Origin of the sequence: Modestobacter marinus (assembly GCF_011758655.1) — a bacterium.
Lineage (GTDB): Bacteria > Actinomycetota > Actinomycetes > Mycobacteriales > Geodermatophilaceae > Modestobacter > Modestobacter marinus.
Map to the genome: position 1 here is coordinate 2181433 of NZ_JAAMPA010000001.1, position 19369 is coordinate 2200801.

Annotated in this window: 18 protein-coding genes; 16 read left to right on the forward strand and 2 right to left on the reverse strand. The window is 74.1% G+C overall.

Annotated features, from left to right (window positions below; all coding sequences use genetic code 11):
* Positions 1-77 precede the first annotated feature (77 nt).
* The 12 genes from sucD to FB380_RS10475 all read left to right on the forward strand — a co-directional run bounded on the left by sucD (position 78) and on the right by FB380_RS10475 (position 13056).
* Entirely contained in the window at positions 78-956 is an 879-nt protein-coding gene (sucD, locus tag FB380_RS10420) for a succinate--CoA ligase subunit alpha (protein ID WP_166754985.1), read from the forward strand.
* Between the two features lie 155 nt (positions 957-1111).
* Positions 1112-1858 carry a hypothetical protein gene (locus FB380_RS10425; RefSeq protein ID WP_166754986.1) on the forward strand — a complete coding sequence of 249 codons (747 nt, stop codon included), beginning with the start codon at positions 1112-1114 and terminating at the stop codon, positions 1856-1858.
* 85 nt (positions 1859-1943) lie between these two features.
* The gene (locus FB380_RS10430; protein WP_166754987.1) at positions 1944-3131 is read left to right on the forward strand and encodes a cell division protein PerM; all 1188 of its coding nucleotides are present in this window, start codon (positions 1944-1946) and stop codon (positions 3129-3131) included.
* 223 nt (positions 3132-3354) lie between these two features.
* Entirely contained in the window at positions 3355-5304 is a 1950-nt protein-coding gene (locus FB380_RS10435; protein WP_166754988.1) for an alpha/beta hydrolase domain-containing protein, read from the forward strand.
* 147 nt (positions 5305-5451) lie between these two features.
* Positions 5452-6093 carry a phosphoribosylglycinamide formyltransferase gene (purN, locus tag FB380_RS10440; RefSeq protein WP_229682134.1) on the forward strand — a complete coding sequence of 214 codons (642 nt, stop codon included), beginning with the start codon at positions 5452-5454 and terminating at the stop codon, positions 6091-6093.
* Complete coding sequence (purH, locus tag FB380_RS10445; protein ID WP_166754990.1) at positions 6090-7640, forward strand: bifunctional phosphoribosylaminoimidazolecarboxamide formyltransferase/IMP cyclohydrolase; 1551 nt, start codon at positions 6090-6092, stop codon at positions 7638-7640. Before purN ends, purH begins: the two co-directional genes overlap by 4 nt.
* An 11-nt stretch (positions 7641-7651) precedes the next feature.
* Positions 7652-8308: a pentapeptide repeat-containing protein gene (locus FB380_RS10450; protein ID WP_229682133.1), complete on the forward strand. Its 657-nt coding sequence runs from the start codon at positions 7652-7654 to the stop codon at positions 8306-8308.
* A gap of 101 nt (positions 8309-8409) precedes the next feature.
* Positions 8410-9279, forward strand: coding sequence for a bifunctional methylenetetrahydrofolate dehydrogenase/methenyltetrahydrofolate cyclohydrolase (locus tag FB380_RS10455; RefSeq protein ID WP_166754991.1), 870 nt, complete (start codon positions 8410-8412; stop codon positions 9277-9279).
* The gene (locus FB380_RS10460) at positions 9276-9602 is read left to right on the forward strand and encodes a DUF3017 domain-containing protein (RefSeq protein WP_166754992.1); all 327 of its coding nucleotides are present in this window, start codon (positions 9276-9278) and stop codon (positions 9600-9602) included. Before FB380_RS10455 ends, FB380_RS10460 begins: the two co-directional genes overlap by 4 nt.
* A gap of 59 nt (positions 9603-9661) precedes the next feature.
* Positions 9662-10615, forward strand: coding sequence for a malate dehydrogenase (gene mdh / locus FB380_RS10465; protein WP_166754993.1), 954 nt, complete (start codon positions 9662-9664; stop codon positions 10613-10615).
* 82 nt (positions 10616-10697) lie between these two features.
* Positions 10698-11912: an NADP-dependent isocitrate dehydrogenase gene (locus FB380_RS10470; protein WP_166754994.1), complete on the forward strand. Its 1215-nt coding sequence runs from the start codon at positions 10698-10700 to the stop codon at positions 11910-11912.
* 265 nt (positions 11913-12177) lie between these two features.
* Entirely contained in the window at positions 12178-13056 is an 879-nt protein-coding gene (locus FB380_RS10475; protein WP_166754995.1) for an endonuclease domain-containing protein, read from the forward strand.
* A 73-nt stretch (positions 13057-13129) separates the two neighbouring features.
* On the opposite strand, the gene FB380_RS25455 is transcribed toward FB380_RS10475, so the two are convergent.
* The gene (locus tag FB380_RS25455; RefSeq protein WP_268237749.1) at positions 13130-14023 is read right to left on the reverse strand and encodes a CAP domain-containing protein; all 894 of its coding nucleotides are present in this window, start codon (positions 14021-14023) and stop codon (positions 13130-13132) included.
* Positions 14024-14179: 156 nt separating this feature from the next.
* On the opposite strand from FB380_RS25455, the gene FB380_RS10485 reads away from it, so the two are divergent.
* On the forward strand, positions 14180-15511 hold the full coding sequence (locus FB380_RS10485; RefSeq protein ID WP_166754996.1) for a hemolysin family protein: 1332 nt from the start codon (positions 14180-14182) through the stop codon (positions 15509-15511).
* Positions 15512-15520: 9 nt separating this feature from the next.
* On the opposite strand, the gene galE is transcribed toward FB380_RS10485, so the two are convergent.
* Entirely contained in the window at positions 15521-16480 is a 960-nt protein-coding gene (gene galE / locus FB380_RS10490) for a UDP-glucose 4-epimerase GalE (protein ID WP_166754997.1), read from the reverse strand.
* 59 nt (positions 16481-16539) lie between these two features.
* Between galE and hisC the strand changes: the two genes are divergently transcribed.
* The 3 genes from hisC to FB380_RS10505 are packed head-to-tail and all read left to right on the forward strand — an operon-like array spanning position 16540 to position 19310.
* Positions 16540-17664: a histidinol-phosphate transaminase gene (gene hisC / locus FB380_RS10495; protein WP_166754998.1), complete on the forward strand. Its 1125-nt coding sequence runs from the start codon at positions 16540-16542 to the stop codon at positions 17662-17664.
* A 27-nt stretch (positions 17665-17691) separates the two neighbouring features.
* Entirely contained in the window at positions 17692-18717 is a 1026-nt protein-coding gene (trpS, locus tag FB380_RS10500) for a tryptophan--tRNA ligase (RefSeq protein WP_166754999.1), read from the forward strand.
* Positions 18714-19310, forward strand: a complete 597-nt coding sequence (locus FB380_RS10505; RefSeq protein WP_166755000.1) for a 2'-5' RNA ligase family protein — start codon at positions 18714-18716, stop codon at positions 19308-19310. Before trpS ends, FB380_RS10505 begins: the two co-directional genes overlap by 4 nt.
* The last annotated feature ends 59 nt before the right edge of the window (positions 19311-19369 follow it).

Sequence of the window (19369 nt, forward strand, 5' to 3'; positions counted from 1 at the left end):
CGAAGGACCCCCTTCCCCCCACACCTCGCAAGCTCGGCGCGGCCCCTGAAGGGGGCCGTTCCAGAACGGATACTGAGATGTCGATCTTCCTCACCGAGAACAGCAAGGTCATCGTCCAGGGCATCACCGGGTCCGAGGGGCGCAAGCACACCGCCCGGATGCTCGCCTCCGGCACCGCCGTCGTCGGTGGCGTGAACCCCAGCAAGGCCGGCCAGACCGTGGACTTCGACGGCACGTCGGTCCCCGTCTTCGGCTCGGTCGCCGACGCGATGAAGGAGACCGGGGCCGACGTCACCGTCGTCTTCGTGCCGCCGAAGTTCGCCAAGGACGCCGTCCTGGAGGCCGTGGACGCGCAGATCGGGATGGCCGTGGTCATCACCGAGGGCATCCCGGTGCACGACTCGACCTACTTCTGGGCGCACGCCCAGGGTGGCTCGACCCGGATCATCGGCCCGAACTGCCCCGGGCTGATCAGCCCCGGGCGGTCCAACGCCGGCATCATCCCGGCGAACATCACCCAGGCCGGCAAGATCGGCCTGGTCAGCAAGTCCGGAACGCTGACCTACCAGATGATGTACGAGCTGCGGGACATCGGCTTCTCCACCGCGGTCGGCATCGGCGGTGACCCGGTCATCGGCACCACGCACATCGACTGCCTCCAGGCGTTCCAGGACGACCCGGAGACCGAGGCGATCGTGATGATCGGTGAGATCGGTGGCGACGCCGAGGAGCGCGCCGCGGACTTCATCAAGGCCAACGTGACCAAGCCGGTCGTCGGCTACGTCGCCGGCTTCACCGCCCCCGAGGGCAAGACGATGGGCCACGCGGGCGCCATCGTCTCCGGCTCGGCCGGCACGGCCGCCGCCAAGCAGGAGGCCCTCGAGGCCGCCGGCGTGAAGGTCGGCAAGACCCCGTCGGAGGCCGCTCGCCTCATGCGGGAGATCGTCGGCGGCTGACCGACGCCCCGTCTGCACCGCTGCTGCCCGGTCCCTCTCCGGAGGGGCCGGGCAGTCGCATGCCCGGGGGTGCCCGTCGTCGGTGGGACGGCGGAGACTCCCGGGTGCCCGGTCCACCGATCCCACTGCCCGACCCGTTCCACGAGGAGCGCACGATGACGTCGAGTGGTCCCGAGCAGGCCCGGTCGGCGCCGCCCCCGCCCGCCGGCGTCCGGGCTGCCGGCCCCCGGTACGACCGGAGCCGGCTGACGACCGCGGACCTGCTGGTGGCCGGGGGAGCCCTCCTGTACCTGCTCGTCGGGCTCCTGCCGTGGGCCTCGGTCACCTTCGACTTCGTCGGCCGGATCACCGCCAGCGGCTACGAGTTCTCCGCGCTGGTCGTGCTGGGCGCACTCCTGTTGCTCGGCGCGGCAGCGTGGGCGGTGCTGCCTGCCCTCCGGGCCACCCCGGACGGCTTCCTGCGGGCCGCGCCCACCGTCGCGCTGGCCGCGGTGGCGCTGCTGTGCACGCTCATCGCGTGGCTGCGGAGCCTCGACTACGGGTTCTCAGTCCCGGCCCTGCTGGGCGTCCTCGTCGCCGCCGCCGTTACCGTGCTGGCGGCCTCGTCCCTGCTGCCCGAGCTCCGGGAGCGGGTCGGTCCGCAGGCCGGCCGGCCCACCGGGGGCCGGCCCGCCGGCGGGCAGCCGCTCCCGGACGGCCGGCCGCACCACGAGCAGCCGCCGAGCCACGGTCAGCTGCCGTACGGGCAGCCTCCCCACGGGCCGACGCAGTACGGACAGCCCCAGTACGGGGACCCGCAGTACGGGCAACCGCAGTACGGGGAGCCGCGCTACGGCCGGCCGGCCACCCCCTGGCAGCCGCCGATCGGCCCGGACCGACCACGGCCCGCGTCCGACCGCTGACCCCCTGCCACGGCCGGGACCGTGACTTGAATCGCCCCGGCGCGTGCGCCCACCCAGCTCCCGTGCGCCTTGCGACAGTGGGGGCGTGACCTCCCTGCGGACGCGCCTGCCCACCGTCGGGCCGGGGGAGCACCGCACCCGGCTGACCGGCGTCCTGGCCGCGGCCGCCGCACTGGCCGTGTCGGTCCTGGGACTGGCCGGGCTCACCCTCGCCGTCGTCGTCGTCCAGACCCTGGACCCCGACGGCGGGCTGCCGCTGACGGCCTCCGCGCGGGTGGCCGGCCAGCTGTGGCTGCTCGGGCAGGGCGCCGAGCTCCAGCTCTCCTCGGGTCCGGTGCGGCTCGCGCCGCTGGCGGTGACGGCGGGGATCGCCTGGGGGCTCAGCCGGGCGGCCGGCTCGGTCGTGAGCCTGCGTCAGTCGGGCACCGCCCGGGGGGCGGCGGCGGTGCTGGCGGTCGTCGTCGCCGTCCACGTCGCCCTCAGCGCGGGCCTGGTGCTGCTCGTCGACGCCTCCGATGCCTCGATCGCGCTGCCCCGTGCGGTGCTGGGCGCGGGCGTCGTCGCGCTCGTCGCCGGCGGTCTCGGGGTGCTGCGCGACTCGGGCCTGGGTGCGGAGCTGGTCGACCGGTTCCCCGGCCCCGGTCGGGTGGTCCTGCGCGCGGTCGCCGCCGGCACCCTGGCCCTGGCCGCCTGCTGCACCGCGGTGGTCGCCGTCGCGCTCGTCCACGACGTGGCCGGGCTCGCCCGGGTCATCACCGGCCTCGGCGGCGCCGGCGCCGGGGCCGCCGGTCAGGTGGGGCTGAGCCTGCTCCTGCTGCCCAACGCCGTCGCCGCGGTGATGGGCCTGGCCGCGGGCCCCGGCTTTCTCGTGGGCGCCGGGACGTTCGTGTCCACCAGCGGCGTGACGCTGGGCAGCGTGCCGGCCCTGCCGCTGCTCGCCGCCCTGCCCGACACGCAGGCGGTGCCGCTGCTGGCCTTCCTCTCCCAGGCGCTGCCCGCGCTGGCCGGCCTGGTCGCCGGCGCAGTGCTGGGCCGCCGGCTCGGGGACGACGACGGCGGCACCGTGATCGCCGCGCTGTGGGGCCTGGTCGCCGGGCTGGGCGTCGGGATCTGCGCCGGGCTGTGGGTGCTGGTCGCCGGCGGCCGGCTCGGCGACGCGGCGCTGGCCGAGGTGGGTGCCCCGGCGCTGGCGACCGGGCTGGCGATCGCCGCGCAGGCGGCCCTCGCCGCCGCCGTGGCCGCCGCCGTCAGCCGCTGGCGTTCCCGGGGCTGAACCGGCCGCACACCCGAGCCGCGTTCCTGCGTCGCCTTGACCGCCATTCCGGCGGGGGTTACGTTCCCCCGGTCGAGCGGGCGCATTGCATTTCTCGCCTCCTCTGCTGATCCATAATCACTGCCCTTCTCCCGCAACGACGCGACGATGGGAATGATCAGGCATGAGGTCCTTGCGTTCGCCTTTCCCGCAAAAGGCCACACTGCTGGCCACCGTGGTGTGCGTGTCGGTTGCGATCCCCACCACGGCATGGGCTGCGCCTGCCGTCAACGAGCACCCGTCCCGGCCTGTGGCCGACCCCTCGGTGGAACTGGTCATCGAGACGCGCGAACCACTGCAGGACGGCGAGCTCTTCGGTGAGTCGGGCGCTTACGAGCGCCTCCGCGGGCACGTCCTGGGGGAGCTCGACCCCGACGCACCGGCGAACGCCGGCATCGTCGACCTGGACAAGGCGCCGGTCAACGACGACGGCATGGTCGAGTACAGCGTGGACATCGAGATCCACAAGCCGGTCGACGCGGACAAGGGCAACGGCACCTTGCTGTACGAGGCGGTGAACCGCGGCCGCCAGCTGATGCTCGGCTCCGTCAACGGAGCGGACTCCCTGCTGTACGAGGAGGGCTTCACCGTCGTCTGGACCGGGTGGCAGGGCGACATCCCGGGCACCGAGACGACGTTGGTCGGCGACTTCCCGATCGCCACGGACGCCGGCGAGCCGATCGTGGAGCTGGTCCGCGCCGAGTTCGTCGATCAGGGCACCGGGACCTGGACGGGTGACCTGCCCTACCCCGCCGCCACCCTGGACCGGGCAGTGACGGGTCTGTCGGTGCGCGAGCGGGAGTCCGACCCGCGGCGGCCGATCGAGTCATGGCGCTACCTGGACGACCGCCGGATCGAGGTCACGTCCCCCGGGGAGCCCTACAGCAGTGGCGCGATCTTCGAGTTCATCTACCCGGCGAAGGACCCGATCGTGCTGGGAATGGGGTTCGCCGCCACCCGCGACATCAACTCCTATCTGCGTTCGGGGGACCGGGACAGTGCGGGGAACCCCAATCCACTGGGCGTGGGGTCCATCGACGACACCATTGCGCTCGGGATATCGCAGAGTGGTCGTTTCCTCCGTGACTTCGTCTACCAGGGATTCAACGAGGACATCGCGGGGAGCAGGGTCTTCGACGGGGTGATGCCGATCATCGCGGGCTCGCGGAAGATCTGGCTGAACGACCGGTTCGCCCAGGTCGGCTGGTGGTCCAAGCAGCACGAGCAGCACCTGCAGGAAGGCGATCAGTTCCCCTTCGCCTACGGCACGGTGCGGGACCCGCTCACCGGCCGAGAGGACGGCATCCTCGACGACTGCACCGAGACGGACACCTGCCCCAAGGTCGTGCACGTCGACGGTGAGTACGAGCTGTGGGGTGCCCGAGGGTCGCTGCTCGTCACCGACGGGGACCCGGCGGGCCCTCGGGACCTCGAACAGCCCGCCGCCGTCCGCCTGTACCTGGTCGCCGGCACCCCGCACGGCGGGGCGGACCGCATCCTCCCGGAGACCGAGGACCGGGGCATCTGCCAGCAGGTGAACAGCCCGTTGGGCAACAGCGCGGTCGTCCGTGCACTCCTCCTCCGGCTCGACGGCTGGGTCGCGGAGGGGGTCGAGCCCCCCGCGAGCCGGTACGGCTCCGTGGACGGGCGGCTGCTGGTGCCGGCAGGCCAGGAGAGCACCGGGTTCCCGGAGATCCCCGGCGTGACCTACAACGGTCTCTACAACCACCTGGCGGTCACCGACTACGACGCGGTGCCACCGATCACCGGTGCCGAGTACGGGGTCCTCGTCCCCCGGGTGGACGAGGACGGCAACGCCCTCGCCGGCATCCGCCTGCCGGCGATCGAGGCGCCGCTCGCCACCTACACCGGCTGGAACCTGCGTGCCGCCGGTCACGCAGAGGGGGAGATGTGCCCCGGGGCAGGCTCCTTCATCCCGCTGCCCGAGACGAGGTCGCAACGGCTGGACACCGGGGACCCGCGGACGTCGATCACCGAGCGCTACCGCAACTACGCCGACTACGTGCACCAGTTCTCCCGGGCCGCCGACGCACTGGTCGCCGACGGCCACCTGCGACCGGAGGACGCCGCGACCATGGTCGCGGAGGCCGACGCGCTCCGGCTGGTCCCGTGACGGTGGACGACGCCGTGTCGAGCAACACCTGACCGGTCGGCTGGTGACGGACCCGTCGGCAGTACCGGGGAGCCGCGCCCGCTGAGCGGCGCGAGGTCGGAGCCGGCCGCGCTGCCTGCTCCGGGGCGGCCGCTAGGGTTGGCAGACGTGCCCGCCGTCGCGCCCGACACACCTCGGCCCCGCGTCTTGGTCCTGCTGTCCGGGGCCGGCACGCTGTGTGCCGCACTGCTGGCCGCCACCGCCACGCCCGGCTACCCCGCCGAGGTCGTCGCCGTCGGCTCCGACCGCGCCGATGCCCCCGGGCTGGCGCACGCGCGCGACGCCGGCGTCCCCACCTTCGTGACCGCGCTGCGCGACGCCCCCGACCGGGCCAGCTGGGACGCGGCGCTGGCCGCCGAGCTGGCCCGCCACCGGCCCGACTGGGTCGTCTGCGCCGGCTTCATGAAGCTGCTGGGCCCCGCCGTCCTCGGTGCGTTCGGTGGCCGGGTGGTCAACACCCACCCCGCGCTGCTGCCGGCCTTCCCCGGCGCCCACGCCGTGCGGGACGCCCTGGCCGCCGGCGTCCCCACGACCGGCGCGACCGTCCACCTCGTCGACGCCGGCGTGGACACCGGCCCGGTGCTGGCCCAGCGGCCGGTGCCGGTGCTGCCCGGCGACGACGAGCAGCGCCTGCACGAACGGATCAAGGACGTGGAGCGGGAGCTCCTGGTGCAGACCCTGGCCGGCCTCGTGGTCCAGGCCGCCGGACTGCCCGCCACCGACGCACCGACCTCAGGAGAACCCCGATGAGCGACCGCACCCCCGTCCGCCGCGCCCTGCTCGGGGTCTACGACAAGAACGGCGTCGAGGAGCTGGCCCGCGGGCTGGTCAACGCCGGGGTGGAGCTGGTCAGCACCGGCGCCACCGCCGCCCGGATCGCCGCCGCCGGACTGCCGGTCACCCCGGTCGAGCAGGTCACCGGCTTCCCCGAGACCCTCGACGGCCGGGTCAAGACGCTGCACCCGGCGGTGCACGCCGGCATCCTCGCCGACCGGCGCCGCCCCGAGCACGTCGCCCAGCTCGACGAGCTGGGCATCGCCGCCTTCGACCTGGTCGTGGTGAACCTCTACCCGTTCAGCGACACGGTGGCCTCCGGTGCCTCGCCCGACGAGTGCATCGAGCAGATCGACATCGGCGGCCCGGCGATGGTGCGCGCCGCGGCGAAGAACCACCCCTCCGTCGCCGTCGTCGTCGACCCGGGCCGCTACGACGAGGTGGTCGAGGCGGTCGCCGCCGGCGGCTTCACCCTCGCCCAGCGCCGGGAGCTGGCGGCCGAGGCGTTCCGGCACACCGCCGCCTACGACGTCGCCGTCGCCTCCTGGATGGGCAACGTGCTCGCCCCGGACGACGCCAGCGGCTTCCCGGAGTGGGTCGGTGGGAGCTGGGAGCGCACCGACGTCCTGCGCTACGGCGAGAACCCGCACCAGGGCGCGGCGCTGTACCGCAGCGGGCAGTCGGGCCTGGCCGACGCCGAGCAGCTGCACGGCAAGCAGATGTCCTACAACAACTACGTCGACACCGACGCCGCCTGGCGGGCCGCGCACGACCACGCCGACCCGTGCGTGGCGATCATCAAGCACGCCAACCCCTGCGGCATCGCCGTCGGCGCCGACATCGCCGCCGCCCACCGCAAGGCGCACGCCTGCGACCCGGTCTCGGCCTTCGGTGGTGTGATCGCGGCCAACCGCGAGGTCGACCTGACCCTGGCCGAGCAGATCTCCGAGGTCTTCACCGAGGTCGTCGTCGCCCCGTCGTTCACCGACGACGCGCTCGGCGTGCTGACCGCGAAGAAGAACATCCGGCTGCTGCGCATGCCGGAGGCCCCCCGGCTGTCGGTGGAGCTGCGTGCCATCAGCGGCGGGCTGCTGCTGCAGACCGCCGACCGGATCGACGCCCCGGGCGACGACCCGACCAGCTGGACGCTGGCCGCAGGTGCCCCGCTGGACGCCGCCGGGCTGGACGACCTGGTGTTCGCCTGGCGGGCGGTGCGTGCGGTGAAGAGCAACGCCATCCTGCTCGCCGCCGACAAGGCCACCGTCGGCGTCGGCATGGGCCAGGTCAACCGGGTGGACTCCGCCCGGCTGGCGGTGGCCCGGGCCGGGGAGCGGGCGACCGGCTCGGTCGCCGCCTCCGACGCGTTCTTCCCCTTCGCCGACGGGTTGCAGGTGCTGCTGGACGCCGGGGTGCGGGCCGTGGTGCAGCCGGGCGGGTCGGTGCGGGACGAGGAGGTCATCGCCGCCGCGGCCGCCGCCGGGGTGACGCTGTACCTCACCGGCACCCGCCACTTCGCCCACTGAGGAAGGACCCCGTGCCCCCCACCACTCGCAAGCTCGTGCCGGGCCCCTGCACGGGGCCGCAGCCGCCGGCGCCGGACACCGTCTGGGAAGGGGAGGACCTGGCCCGGGTCGAGTGGGACTGGGCCCGGCTGGAGCGGGTCACGTTCGTCGACTGCCGGTTCGACGACGCCGCCATGGCCGAGCTGGTCACCACCCGGTGCGTCTTCGAGCGCTGCGTCCTCACCGGTGCCGCGCTGTCGGGCTCCCGGCACGAGGGGACGGCGTTCCTCTCCTGCCGGTTCGACCGGGCGAAGCTGTCCGGCGTCACCTGGACCGGCTGCAAGCTGACCGGTTCGCAGTTCCCCGGCGCCACGCTGCGGCCGATGACCTCGGAGGAGTCCGACTGGTCCTACGTGTCGCTGCGCGGCGTCGACCTGTCCGGCGTCGACCTGGCCGGGCAGCGGCTGGCCGAGGCCGACCTCACCGACGCCGACCTCTCCGGCGCCGACCTGAGCCGGGCCGACCTCCGGCGGGCGCGGCTGCAGTCCACCGTGCTGCGCGGGGCAGACCTGCGCGGGGCCGAGACCGACGGCGTCGACTGGCGGGGGTTCGACCCCACCGGGGCGCGGCTGGACCTGGTGCAGGCAGTGCTGTTCGCCCGCGCCCACGGCGCCGTGGTGGCCGACTGACCCCGGTGGCCGACTGAGCCGTGCGGCCGGCCGGTGCGTCGCCACCCGGGCGACCGGTCCGGTGGCCGGTCACGCCGGGCCGCGTCGGGCAGACTGGGCACGTGGCAGCGACGACTCTCGACGGCAAGGCGACCGCGGCGACGATCCGGGCGGAGCTGACCGAGCGGGTGGCCGCCCTGGCCGCCGCCGGACGACGCCCGGGCCTGGGCACCCTGCTGGTCGGTGACGACCCGGGCAGCCGCTGGTACGTCGGCGCCAAGCACTCCGACTGCGCCCAGGTCGGCATCGCCAGCATCCAGCGGGAGCTGCCGGCCACCGCCGACCTCGCCGAGGTGCTCGCCGTCGTCGACGAGCTCAACGCCGACCCGGCCTGCACCGGCTACATCGTGCAGCTGCCCCTGCCGCGCGGCATCGACGAGAGCGTCGTCCTCGAGCGGATCGACCCGGCGAAGGACGCCGACGGCCTCCACCCGGTGAACCTCGGCCGGCTCGTGCTCAACGTCCCCGGGGCGCTGCCCTGCACGCCGGTCGGGATCGTGGAGCTGCTCCGCCGCTTCGACGTCCCGCTGGCCGGTGCGGAGGTGGTCGTGGTCGGCCGCGGCATCACCGTCGGCCGGCCGCTGGGCCTGCTGCTCACCCGGCGCACCGAGAACGCCACCGTGACGCTCTGCCACACCGGCACCCGGGACCTGGCCGCCCACACCCGGGCGGCCGACGTCGTCGTCGCGGCGGCCGGCGTGCCGGGGCTGATCACCGGCGACATGGTCAAGCCCGGGGCGGCCGTGCTCGACGTCGGCGTCAGCCGGGTCGACGGCAAGATCGCCGGTGACGTCGCCGCCGACGTGCGCGAGGTCGCCGGCTTCGTGGCCCCCAACCCCGGCGGCGTCGGGCCGATGACCCGGGCGATGCTGCTGGCCAACGTCGTCCTCGCCGCCGAGCAGGCGGCCGGGCTCGAGGTGCTGACGGCATGAGCCCGCGCGCCGGCGGGCCGGCGACCGACCGGCCGCCGCTCTACCTGCGCCGACCGCTGCTGGCCGGCTTCCTCCGGCAGTGGCCGCTGCTGCTGGTGATCGTCGTCGCCGGGGTGGGCATGCTGCTCGTCGCCGGCGACCGGTGGCGCCAGGGGCTGGTCGTGATGGGGCTCGCCCTGGTGACCGCCGCCGCGCTGCGGCTGCTGCTCCCGTTGCGCCGCACCGGCTTCCTCGCCGTCCGCAGCCTGCGCGTCGACGTCGCCCTGACGGGGACCGCCGGCGTGGCGCTGGTGGCGATGGCACTGAGCATCCCGCCGTCCTGACCGGCCCGGAGCGGCCCCCGCATGGCCGGACGACGCCGCTCGGGGCTAGGTTGGCGGGCATGGCAGAGCGGGCCCGGAACGGCAAGGTCACCGTGGTCGGCGCCGGTTTCTACGGCTCGACCACCGCGTTGCGGCTGGCGGAGTACGACCTGTTCGAGACGGTCGTGCTCACCGACATCGTGGAGGGCAAGCCCGAGGGGCTGGCGCTGGACATCAACCAGTCGCGCCCGATCGAGGGGTTCGAGACCCGGGTCGTGGGGGTCGGCGGCGGCTCGTACGAGGGCACCGAGGGCTCCGACGTCGTGGTCATCACCGCGGGGCTGCCGCGCAAGCCCGGGATGAGCCGGATGGACCTCATCGAAACCAACGCCGGCATCGTCCGCTCCGTGGCCGAGAACGTCGCGCAGACCTCCCCGGACGCCGTCGTCATCGTGGTCTCCAACCCGCTGGACGAGATGACCGCCCTGGCGCAGCTGGCCACCGGCTTCCCGAAGGCCCGGGTCATGGGCCAGGCCGGGATGCTGGACACCGCGCGCTTCAGCAACAACGTCGCCGAGGAGCTCGGCGTACCCGTCGCCTCCGTGCGCACGCTGACCCTCGGGTCGCACGGCGACACGATGGTCCCGGTGCCCTCGCGCTGCACCGTCGACGGCAAGCCGCTGTCCGACGTGCTGCCCGCCGACCGCATCGCGCACCTGGTCGACCGCACCCGCAACGGCGGGGCGGAGGTCGTGGCGCTGCTCAAGACCGGCTCCGCCTACTACGCGCCCTCCGCCGCGGCCGCCCGGATGGCCCGCGCCGTGATCGAGGACAGCGGCGCCGTGATGCCGGTGTGCGCCTGGGTCGACGGTGAGTACGGGATCTCCGGGGTCTACCTGGGGGTCGAGGCCGAGATCGGCCGAGGAGGAGTGCGGAAGGTCGTCGAGGGCGACCTGTCCGACAGTGAGCTGGCCGGTCTGCGCGAGGCCGCCGAAGCGGTACGCGCCAAGCAGGCTGACGTAGCCGACCTCTGAAGAAGGACCCCACTGCCCCCCACCGCTCGCACGCCGCGGCGGGGCCCTGCAGCGGGGCCATGAGCGTAAAAGGAGAGACACCGTGGACAAGATCAAGGTCAAGGGCAAGGTCGTCGAGCTCGACGGCGACGAGATGACCCGGATCATCTGGCAGTTCATCAAGGACCAGCTGATCCTCCCGTACCTGGACGTCGACCTCGAGTACTACGACCTGGGCATGGAGAACCGCGACGCGACCGACGACCAGGTCACCGTCGACGCCGCCAACGCCATCAAGCAGCACGGCGTGGGCGTCAAGTGCGCCACCATCACCCCGGACGAGGCGCGGGTCGAGGAGTTCGGCCTGAAGAAGATGTGGCGCTCCCCGAACGGGACGATCCGCAACATCCTCGGCGGCGTCATCTTCCGCGAGCCGATCATCATGCAGAACGTCCCGCGCCTGGTGCCGGGCTGGACCAAGCCGATCATCATCGGCCGCCACGCCTACGGCGACCAGTACCGGGCCACCGACTTCACGTTCCCCTCCGCGGGCACCCTGAAGGTCGTCTTCACCCCCGAGGACGGCGGCGAGCCGATCGAGCGCGAGGTCTTCCAGGCCCCCGGCGCCGGTGTCTCGCTGTCGATGTACAACCTCGACGACTCGATCCGCGACTTCGCCCGCGCCTCGCTGAACTACGGGCTCAACCGTGGCTACCCGGTCTACCTCTCCACGAAGAACACGATCCTCAAGGCCTACGACGGCCGGTTCAAGGACATCTTCGAGGAGGTCTTCCAGGCCGAGTTCAAGGAGGAGTTCGACGCGGCCGGGATCACCTACGAGCACCGGCTCATCGACGACATGGTCGCGGCGTCCCTCAAGTGGGAGGGCGGCTACGTCTGGGCGTGCAAGAACTACGACGGTGACGTGCAGTCCGACACCGTGGCCCAGGGCTTCGGCTCGCTCGGCCTGATGACCTCGGTGCTGGCCACCCCGGACGGCAAGACCGTCGAGGCCGAGGCCGCGCACGGCACGGTCACCCGGCACTACCGCCAGCACCAGCAGGGCAAGGAGACCTCGACGAACCCGATCGCGTCGATCTTCGCCTGGACCCGGGGCCTGGCCCACCGCGGCGTGCTCGACGGCACCCCCGAGGTCACCCGGTTCGCCGAGACCCTCGAGCGGGTCTGCATCGAGACCGTCGAGGGCGGTCAGATGACCAAGGACCTCGCGCTGCTGATCTCCAAGGACAGCCCGTGGCTGACCACCCAGGACTTCCTGGCGGCGATCGACACCAACCTGCAGAAGGCCATGGCCTGACGACAGCAGTCGTAGCGACGGCCTGACGACAGCCGTCGTAGCAGCGGCCTGACGACAGCAGTCGTAGCGACGGCCTGACGCAGCAGCTGTAGCAGGAACGGCCCCCGCGACCACCGGTCGCGGGGGCCGTTCTGCGTCCGAGGGTGGTGCCGAGATCGGGGTGGTGGCTGGCTCGATCGGGTGGAGACAGCCAGCAGCCCGAGGTGATCACCGTCCCTGTGGACGACGCCCGCGCCGGGTGGGTCGGTCGCGGCAGGCTGCCCCGGTGCCGATCCCGCCGTACCGCCCCGCTGTGCTCCGCGGGCGGGTCTTCCGGGGCACCTGGGCGATCGGCAGCGGGCTGCTGACCCGTGCACAGCTGCGGAGCTCGGCCTGGCGCCGGTTGCGCGAGGACGTCTACGCCGACGCCACCGCGGCAGACACCCATCGGCTGCACGCCCGCGGCGCAGCGCTGCGGATGCCTCGGGGCGCTGCCCTGGGTGGGCGGAGCGCCGCCGACCTCCTCGGGGTGCCCGAGGTGGCCGGGCCGGCCGATCCGGTGGAGGTGGTGGTACCGCCGGGCACCCGGTGGGACCCCGAGCCGGGCATCGTCGTCCGCACCGCACGGCTCCAGGGGGACGTGCTCGCCCAGGGGTCCTTCCTCCGCTGGACGACCGGCCTGCGCACGGCGGTCGACATGGCCCGGTTCGCGCCGGCGGAGGAGGCGGTCGTCCTCCTCGACCAGCTCGTGCACGCGCGGGTCGTGGACCTCGCTCAGGTCCGGGCGGCGGTGGGCGCCCTGCCCACCTGCCGCGGCTCGGCGCGGGCCCGCCGGGCTGCTGCGGCCGCGGACGGGCGGGCGGAGTCGCCACAGGAGACCAGGGTGCGGCTGCTGCTCGCGGCTCATGGGCTCCCCGTGCCGGTGGCGCAGCACGAGGTGCGCAGCGGTGGGCGCTTCCTGGCCCGCGTCGACTTCGGCTGGCCAGAGCGCCGGGTGGCGCTGGAGTACGACGGGGTCTGGCACGACGGCCCCGGGCAGTTCGTGCGCGACCGGCAGCGGCTCAGCGCACTGGCGGCCGCCGGGTGGCGCGTCCTGGTCATCACCGCGGCCGACCTGCGCGCCCCGGAGCTGCTGATCGCTCGGCTGCGCGCGGCGCTGCAGTGATCACCCCGGGCTGGTGGCTGCCTCCCGGTGGTCGAGGCAGCCACCAGCCCGTCCTCGGCAGGACGGCGGAGGCTCAGACGCCGAAGAGCTGGGTCCACCACGGGCCGCCGGCCCCGGTGGCGACACCGACGCCCAGCGTGCGCAGGTCGCAGTCAAGGATGTTCTGCCGGTGCCCCGGGCTGGCCATCCAGGCGGCCATCACCGCAGCCGCGTCCGGCTGCCCGGACGCGATGTTCTCCGCCCGTGCGTGGCCGAACCCGGCGGCGCGGGCGCGGGCGAAGGGGTCGAGACCCTCGGGCGTGACGTGCGAGAAGTAGCCGCGGTCGCGCATGTCGGCGCTGTGCGCCCGGGCCACCGTCGCCAGTCCGGCGTCCGCGCTGACCGGGGCGCAGCCGGCCGTGGCCCGCTCGGTGTTGACCAGGGCCAGCACCTGCCCCTCGGACCCGGACGCCGCGGGGGCGACCGCCGCTGCCGGTGCCGGTGCCGGCGCAGGAGCCGGAGCGGGTGCGGGTGCGGGTGCGGGTGCCGGTGCCGGTGCGGGAGCCGGAGCAGGTGCCGGGGCAGAAGCGGGTCGCGCCGACGACGCCGCGGTGCTCGGCGACGGCGCGACGACCGGCGGCGGGACGGGCACTTGGGCAACGACCGTCGGGTCGGGCGTCGTCATCCCCGGCGGGACGGCGGACGGGGGCTGCGCAGCCGGCTCACCGGCGCCCGTGGTCGCCGGGGTGGGGACGGCGCCGGACGTCGGGGTGGTCCCGGCGGCCGACGGCCCGGCGACCACCCCCGGCTCGACGACGGCGGTGCTGGCCGCGTCGTCCAGGCCGGGCAGGGTGCGGCCGCTCAGCACCGCGCCCAGCGCCACCGCGGCGACGACGGCGACGAGCAGCAGGAGCGCCCGCAGCGACCGTGCGCGCCGGGTGCGGCGGTGCAGCACGGCGTCGTCACCCCGGCGAGCCCGACCAGTCACCCAGGCGAGGGTAACCGCATGCAGAGAGTCACCGGCCGGAGCCGCCGCCGGGGTGGCTCCGGCGGGGAGGCCGGGATCCTGTCGTCGCCCAGCCACTACCGTGGGCGGCTCCGGGTGTCCCCGGCACACCCCCACCTCTGGAGGAGCACGCCGCTCGTGAGCGACGTCTGGCTCAACATCATCATGGTCTTCGCCTTCGTGCTGGTCGGCGGGGCCTTCGCCGGCGCCGAGATCGCGCTGGTCTCCCTCCGCGAGTCCCAGGTGCGGGCGCTCGCCGAAACCGGCCGGCGCGGGCAGGCCCTCAACAAGCTGGTCAGCAACCCCAACCAGTTCCTCGCCGCCGTCCAGGTCGGGGTCACCCTGGCCGGGTTCTTCTCGGCGGCCTTCGGTGCCAGCACGCTCTCCGCGCCGCTGGCCGACTGGGGCGTCGACGGGCTGGGGCTGTCCCGCAGCCTGGCCGACCCGCTGTCCTTCGTCGCCGTCACCATCGCGATCAGCTACCTGTCGCTGGTCGTCGGTGAGCTGACCCCCAAGCGGCTGGCGCTGCAGCGGGCCGAGGGCTTCGCGCTGGTGGTCGCGGCCCCGCTCAACGCCATCGCGAAGCTGTTCCGGCCGATCATCTGGCTGCTGTCGCGCTCCACCGACCTGCTGGTCCGCCTGCTCGGTGGCGACCCGCGGGTCAGCGGTGAGTCGATCAGCCAGGAGGAGCTGCGCGACCTGGTCGCCGCCCACGAGTCGCTGTCCAGCGACGAGCGCCGGCTGATCGACGAGGTCTTCCGGGCCGGCGACCGCGAGGTGCGTGAGGTGATGACCCCGCGCACCGAGGTGCACTTCCTGGAGGCCAGCATGACCGCCAGCCGCGCGGCCAAGCAGGTCGCGGAGTCCAGCTGGTCGCGGTACCCGGTCGTGGGCCGCAACGAGGACGACGTCGTGGGCTTCGTGCACGTGCGCGACCTGTTCCTCCCCACCCACCCGGCCGGGCGGGCGGCGACCGTCGGCGACCTGGCCCGAGAGGTGAAGCAGCTCCCGGGCACCGCCGGCGTCCTGACCGCGTTGTCCGGGATGCGCAAGGAGAACCGGCACTTCGCGATCGTGGTCGACGAGTACGGCGGCACCGACGGCATCGTCACCCTGGAGGACCTCATCGAGGAGGTCATCGGGGACATCTACGACGAGTACGACGAGGACGTCACGCCCGACTCCGAGGAGCCGGCCGAGGGGCCGCACGAGGTCGACGGGCTGCTCAACCTCGACGACTTCGCGGGCGCGACGGGGCTGCGGCTCCCCGAGGGCCCGTACGAGACGGTCGCCGGGTACGTGCTGGCCGAGCTGGGGCGCCTGCCGGTGCTCGGGGACACCGTGACGGTCGAGGAGCGCACCCTCACGGTGCTGGAGCTCGACGGACGCCGGATCTCCCGGATCAGCGTCAGCGCCGCACCGCAGCAGGGCGACGGCAGCGACGCCGAGGCGGAGTCCGCGGCCGGCTGAGGGAGGGGCTCAGTCGCGGCGCGACTGCGCGAAGGCCCAGGCGTCGGTGACGATCTCGCGCAGGTCGGTGTGCTCCGGTGCCCAGCCCAGCTCGTCCCGGATCCGGGCGGAGCTGGCCACCAGCCGCGCCGGGTCGCCGGGCCGGCGGTCGCCGACGACGACCGGCAGCTCGTGCCCGGTGACCTCGCGGACCGCGTCGACCATCTCCTGCACCGAGAAGCCGGTGCCGCTGCCCAGGTTGTAGATGCGGTGCTCACCTGGGGCCGGGGCGGGCAGCGCCAGCAGGTGGGCCGCGGCGAGGTCCGTCACGTGGACGTAGTCGCGGATGCAGGTGCCGTCGGGGGTCGGGTAGTCGGTGCCGAAGACGGTGAGCGCCTCGCGGCTGCCGGCGGCGACCTGCAGCGCGATGGGGATGAGGTGGGTCTCGGTGGCGTGCCGCTCACCGACGCCGTACGCGGCGCCGCCGACGTTGAAGTACCGCAGGCTCACCGCGGCGAAGGAGTGGGCCACGGCGTAGGAGGTGAGCATGGCGTCCACGGCCAGCTTGCTCGCGCCGTAGGTGTTGGTCGGCCGGGTCGGGGCGTCCTCGGGGATCGGCACCTGGTCCGGCTCACCGTAGGTGGCCGCGGTCGAGGAGAAGACGATCCGCCGGCAGTCGACCGCGCGCATCGCCTCCAGCAGGGCCAGGGAGCCGCCGACGTTGTTCTCCCAGTAGAGCTCGGGGGCCTCCTGGCTCTGCGCGACCAGGCTCTTGGCCGCGAAGTGCAGCACCGCCTCGGGCCGCACGTCGGCCAGCACCGGGGCCGAGTCGTGCAGCGAGGCCCGGACGAACCGGGCGCCGGCCGGGACGGCGTCCTCGTGGCCGGTCGACAGGTCGTCGAGCACCGTCACCTCGTGGCCGCCCTCGAGCAACGCGGCCGTGACTACGCTGCCGATGTAGCCGGCCCCACCGGTGACGAGTACGCGCATGCCGCCAACCCTAGTGAGTGGCCCGGACGACCTCCGGTCCGACCGAGGAGGAGGAGCCCGTGGTCAGCGCCCGCCCTGCCGTGGCCGCCATGCCGGTCTACCGACCCGGCCGCAACCCCGCCGACCTGGCCCGCGAGATCGGCGTCGACCGCGCCGTGAAGCTGGCCAGCAACGAGGTCGCCTTCCCGCCGCTGCCGGCCGTCGTCCAGGCGATCGCCGCGACCGCGGGGGAGACCAACCGGTACCCGGACAACGGCGCCGTCGTCCTCACCCGGGCGCTGGCCGAGCGGTACGGCGTCGAGCCGGCGCAGGTGGCCACCGGCTGCGGCGCGGTCACCGTCTGCCAGCAGCTGGCCCAGGCCTACAATGACCCGGGCACGAGCATCGCCTTCGCCTGGCGCTCCTTCGAGATGTACCCGCTGCTCGCCCAGGTGGCCGGCGCCCGGGCCCAGCAGGTGCCGCTCGTCCCGGGCACCCCCGGCGGCGCCGCGGACACCCACGACCTCGAGGGGCTGGCCGCGGCGATCGACGACACGACCCGGCTGGTCTTCGTCTGCAACCCGAACAACCCCACCGGGACGGCGGTGCGGCGCCCGGAGCTGGAGCGCTTCCTGGACGCCGTCCCGGCGGAGACGCCGGTCGTGCTGGACGAGGCCTACCGGGAGTTCGTCACCGACCCCGACGTCCCCGACGGGGTCGAGCTGATGCGCGGGCGGCCCAACGTCGCGGTGCTGCGCACGTTCTCCAAGGCGTGGGGGCTGGCCGGCCTGCGGGTCGGCTACCTGCTCGCCGAGGACCCGGCGGTGGCCGACGCCGTCCGGCGCACGCACGTGCCGTTCAGCGTCTCCTCCCTCGCCCAGGCCGCGGCGGTCGCAGCACTGGCGAGCGAGGACGAGGTGCGGGAGCGCTGCGCCGCCGTCGTCGCCGAGCGGGACCGGCTCACCGGCGCCCTGCGGGAGCGCGGCCTGCCGGTGGCCGACAGCCAGGCCAACTTCGTCTGGCTGCCGCTGGGGGAGCGGGCCGCCGAGGTCGCCGCCGCCCTGGAGGCCCGCGCGGTGATCACCCGGCCGTTCGCCGGCGAGGGGATCCGGGTGACGGTGGGCACCCCCGAGGAGGACGACGTCTTCCTCGGCGCGCTGGACGACGTCCTGACCAGCGCTCCGGCGGGTGCTGCCGGAGCCTGAGCGAGCCCGGCTGGGGCGCGTGGTTCGATGGAGGGCGTGCCTGCTCCCCGCGTGCTGTCCGGCATCCAGCCGACGGCGGACTCCTTCCACCTCGGCAACTTCCTGGGTGCGCTGCGGCAGTGGGTCGCCCTGCAGGAGGACCACGACGCCTTCTACTGCGTCGTGGACCTGCACGCGATCACCGCGGAGCAACCCGATCCGGCCGTGCTCCGCCGACGCACGCTGGTGTCTGCCGCGCAGACGATCGCGCTCGGTGTCGACCCGGACCGCAGCACGCTGTTCGTGCAGAGCCACGTCCCCGAGCACGCGCAGCTGGCCTGGGTGCTCCAGTGCCTGACCGGGTTCGGTGAGGCCAGCCGGATGACCCAGTTCAAGGACAAGAGCTCCCGCGAGGGCGCCGGGACGACGTCGGTGGGGCTGTTCACCTACCCGGTGCTCCAGGCCGCCGACATCCTGCTCTACCAGGCCGCCCGGGTGCCGGTGGGCGAGGACCAGCGCCAGCACCTGGAGCTCACCCGCGACCTGGCCACCCGGTTCAACGGCCGGTACGGCGACACGTTCACCGTCCCCGAGACCTACGTGCCGCCGGGGGCGGCCAAGGTGCTGGACCTCCAGTCGCCGGACAAGAAGATGAGCAAGAGCCTCCCGCCGGCCGGGTGCGTCAACCTGCTGGACGACCCGAAGGTGACGGCGAAGAAGATCCGCTCGGCGGTCACCGACACCGGCCGGGAGGTCGTCGCCGACCCGGTGGGCAAGCCCGGGGTGACCAACCTGCTGGCCATCCACTCGGCGCTCTCCGGGCAGGGCGTCGCCCAGCTGGAGGAGCACTTCGCCGGCCGCGGCTACGGGGACCTGAAGAAGGAGGTCGCCGAGGTCGTGGCCGACGCCCTGGCCCCCGTCCAGCAGCGCACCGCCGAGCTGCTGGCCGACCCCGCCGAGCTCGAGCGCATGCTCGCCGCCGGGGCGGCCCGGGCCCGTGCCGTCGCGGCTCCCACCCTGGCGACGGTGTACGAGCGGGTCGGCTTCCTGCCCGCCGTCGGGGCACCGACGTGACGGACCGGCCGCTCCGCGCCGACGACACCTTCGTGCACCGGTTCGACGCCGGCGCGGAGTCGTCGCCGGACACCGTCGTCCTCGGCGTCGTGGTGTCGGTCCCCGAGCCCTGGGCGCAGCTGCTGGTCGAGTGGCGGGGCAAGTGCGGTGACCCGCAGGCCACCCTCGTGCCCCCGCACGTGACGCTGCTGCCGCCGACCGAGGTGCCGATCGCGATGCGGCCGGCGATCACCGAGCACCTGTCCCGGGTGGCCACCCAGCACCCGCCGTTCGACATGCACCTGTCGGGCACGGGCACCTTCCGCCCGATCTCCGAGGTGGTCTTCGTCGCGGTCGCGCGGGGCATCGCCGACTGCGAGCTGATCGCGAACGACGTCCGGACCGGGCCGCTGGCCCGCCAGTTGAACTTCCCGTACCACCCGCACGTCACCGTGGCCCACGACGTGCCCGCCGACATGCTGGACATGGCCTACGCCGGCCTGGCCGACGTGCAGGCGGAGTTCCGGGTCGACGGCTTCACCGAGTTCGAGCAGCTGCCCGGCGGGGCGTGGGCCGTCTCCTCCGAGTACCCGCTCTCCGGCCCGCCGCACTGACCAGCGGCTGCGGGCGGTCCCAGCCGCCGTCGCGCGGGGTGGCCGGGCACCACCCACAC